General features: G+C 67.5%; 3 protein-coding genes. All 3 read right to left on the bottom strand.

The genetic code is table 11. The annotated features are described in order from the left end of the window. Positions 1-451: 451 nt before the first annotated feature. On the bottom strand, positions 452-1228 hold the full coding sequence (locus ACFY0O_RS37640; protein WP_388955610.1) for an AAA family ATPase: 777 nt from the start codon (positions 1226-1228) through the stop codon (positions 452-454). Beyond that, a complete protein-coding gene (locus ACFY0O_RS37635; protein ID WP_388955607.1) occupies positions 1225-1908 on the bottom strand; it encodes a Mu transposase C-terminal domain-containing protein in 684 nt (227 codons plus the stop codon). Before ACFY0O_RS37635 ends, ACFY0O_RS37640 begins: the two co-directional genes overlap by 4 nt. A gap of 8 nt (positions 1909-1916) precedes the next feature. After that, positions 1917-2999: hypothetical protein (locus tag ACFY0O_RS37630; protein WP_388955605.1), on the bottom strand; the 1083-nt coding region annotated here is incomplete at its 5' end.

The following is a 2999-nucleotide window of genomic DNA, read 5'->3' as shown; positions in this document are numbered from 1 at the left end:
GGCCCAGCTCTCCGCTTCGCTCCGAGCTATAGCCGGCCCTTCGGGCCGGGGTCCTGCGCTTCGCTCCGGACTGGCTCTGGTTCCGCTGCGCTCCACCAGAGCGGGCCTGCTCCGCAGGCCCCAGGGCTCCCGCGCTCCGCGCGGGAAGGTGACCCCGTTTCACGGGGCCCAGGCCTTCGGCCCGTTGGGCGGGTCCGCTCCGCTCCCCCACCCTGGGTCTTCCGGCTCCGCCTCCAGACCACGGCCCGCTCCGCGGACCGAGCTAGCAACAGTAAGGGGGCTGGTCGCCTGTGCTCCGCTAGCCGGACGAGCCTCCAGCGAGGGGCCCCGAGGGCCCTACCCATACTGTGTGATTCAATTTTGGTGGCAGATAGACTCGGGAATCAAGGCCTCGGTGCGGATCGGGCACTGGCAGTGGCGGCGATCAGTGAAACTGCACAATGCCCTGTCATCAGTCCCGCCAACTACCCAGCCTGCTGAACGCCCAGCGCAGCACTTCCTGGTCAGGACGATCGCGCCCTGTCCGTTCAAGTGCAGTCAGTGTATGGGCTGTTAGGCGGGCCCAGTTTCGGAAGTTGCCATGGGCTGCGTGGCGGTCCGCGAAGGCGATGTCCACCGGATCGGTCTGTGCCCAGACGGGGTGGTAGAGGGGGATGGCCTGCTGAACTTCCTTCAGGGTGAGCTTGGTGACCTGCTGCCAGATGAAGATGCGGGAAGAGAGCATCGGTTCCTTCCGCAGCACCGTGTGCGCTCCCTCGCCGCCGGCGAAGATGATCGCGATCTGCGAGTACGGGTGGTCCCAGACGAACCGGAAATATTCGAACGTCTCTCGATTCAGCCATTGCGCTTCGTCCACGACCAGCGTACGTGGCTGGGCTGCCAGCGAGTCCAGGAGCAGCCGATCGAACTCGGACGGGTGACGCGGGGGTTCGCCCGGCAGGCCGAGCGCAGCGAAGAGCTCATGGCGCACAGCACGGGCCGTGGGGCGAGCGCGGAAGGCGATCCGGCAGACCTCCTCGCCACGGGTCCGCTCAAGCTCGCGCAGGCAGACGTTCGCGGCAAGGGTCTTGCCCACGCCTGCCGGGCCGTGGAGGCACATCATCGCCCTGGCGTCGATCGTGTCGGCGATGTTCTCCCTCCCGGCCAGGAACGCCCGGGTCGTAACAACCGCGGCATCCGCGAGCTGCGTGTAGTGATCGGTCTCCCGCGGCGGCAGCTGGCTCGTCATCGCTTCTCCTCCCGGATCGCAGGGCGTAGGAAGGCGGGGGTGTTCCAGTCGTCGGGCGGCGAGGCGTGAGGGATGAGGTCGGGCAGGGCCAAGGCTGCCATGTCACTGTCGGCAGACGTGGTGAGTTCCTGCTCGGCTTCGGCTGCCGTGACGGCGCCCAGGCGCTGCGCAGGCGTGGGAGTGGTGGCCGGTGCGAAGCGCTGCCGGCGCAGGGCCTCAGCCTTCTTGGCGTCCTCGCGCAGTCGGCGGGCCCGCACGGTGCGGGTACGGCGCAGCTCGTCCAGTTGTTCCGGTATGGCGGCGTCGGCTAGGTGGGCGGTGCCCAGGTGGCGGCCGGCCGGGTCGCAGACCTCGATCTCGTGGTCGTGGTGGGGCATGTGCCGGATCCGGACGCGGCGCCCTGCCTGGCCGGCCATCCACGCGCCCAGGTAGTCCCGCCCGCGCCAGCGCACGCCGTGGCTGCTCAGTTTCCGGACCCGGCCGTCGTCCTCCAGCATCAACCCCCACAAGGCAGCCTCAGGAATGTCCGAGAGCGGCGTGGGATCAGCCAACCAGGCCTCAACGGGAGTCCGGCCGGCCAGGCCGGCGGGACGGTGCTCGGTGTTCCACCACCCCGCCCACTCCAGGACCTGGGCGGTGAAGTCGGGGCAGCGCGGACACGCGCGGCGTTCCGTTCTCATGCGCCTCGTCAGGCTTTCAGCACCGTGAGGTGGGGTTTCGTGCCGAGACCGGTGAGGAGAACGATTCTGGGAGTCACACGTGAAGCAACTCGCCTGCCCTGTACTTCGTGCTGGAGCATTTGCACCGTCGCATCGGACCATCCGGGCTTGGACGTGGCCAGGACAAGCCCGCCTGCTCCAAGGGCAACGCAGCCTTCAATGAGCTTGCACGCCTCGCGCTTCTGCTCCTTGGGACTGCTCCCGAGCACATCCCCGCTCTTTGCTTCGCCGAGCCACACCTGGTCCAACGTGGCCAGGGCGAAGTCAATCTCCACGAACGGGTTGCCGCTTCGGAGGACCTCGAACTCCTCACACACCAGCGCTGGGCGGGCCCAGTGCTGGGTTCGAAGGAACTGGGTCGCCAGCAGGGGCACGTCTCCATCGTTCTCAACAAGTTCACGCACCGCCGGATGCAGTTCGTAGTACCAGCTCGGCTCAGGAATCGGCGACTTCCACCGCCCCTGGATCAGGCTGTTCTCACCACCGCATCGCCGGCACGAGTAGGCTTGAGTGATCTCAGCGAGCGGGTAGAACTCGTAGATCGGGCAGTGGCAGCAGCCCAGGACGAGCCCCCGCCGGATGACTCCCTGACTCGCCCATCTGTCCAGCTCGGCACGCCTCGCGTGCTCGTCCCACTCCTCCTGCTTGTACGCAGCGACTGCATCCCACGACAGCACGAGCCCCGACTTCAGCTCCCATGCGCTGTCCGATGGCAACTCCCAGGCCGCCGTCTTTGATGTGAACGCACGAAGCACCGGCCACCCGGGGCTGGAGGCAAGCTGTTCCAGCTCTGTGCGTGAACCGAGCAGCCTCTCTGCAATGGCGGCCCGCTTCCCAGCCGCACTAGGGCGGATCGCTGTGGTCTGGGCTGCGGCAGCATGCTGCAGCAGCCTCCCGATAGCCGGCCAAGACAGCCTGGGAGCAGCCAGCCTCCCGGCGAGAGGCGCTCCCGCAGAAAGGGTCTGCCGCACGATCGGGTGACATCTGAACTGGCTTGCCCTGTGGGGCAGGTGGGAAGGATGTCGCTGTGCCCAAGCCCTATCCGGAAGAGT

Source organism: Streptomyces sp. NPDC001594, from assembly GCF_042893675.1.
Lineage (GTDB): Bacteria > Actinomycetota > Actinomycetes > Streptomycetales > Streptomycetaceae > Streptomyces.
The sequence above is the reverse complement of the archived record's forward strand: the minus strand, read 5'-3'. Positions and strand labels throughout refer to the sequence as shown.

Bases quoted from the DNA above. Each gene is read 5' to 3' on its own strand.
- ACFY0O_RS37640 (WP_388955610.1), bottom strand. From the start codon at position 1,228: ATGACGAGCCAGCTGCCGCCGCGGGAGACCGATCACTACACGCAGCTC.
- ACFY0O_RS37635 (WP_388955607.1), bottom strand. From the start codon at position 1,908: ATGAGAACGGAACGCCGCGCGTGTCCGCGCTGCCCCGACTTCACCGCC.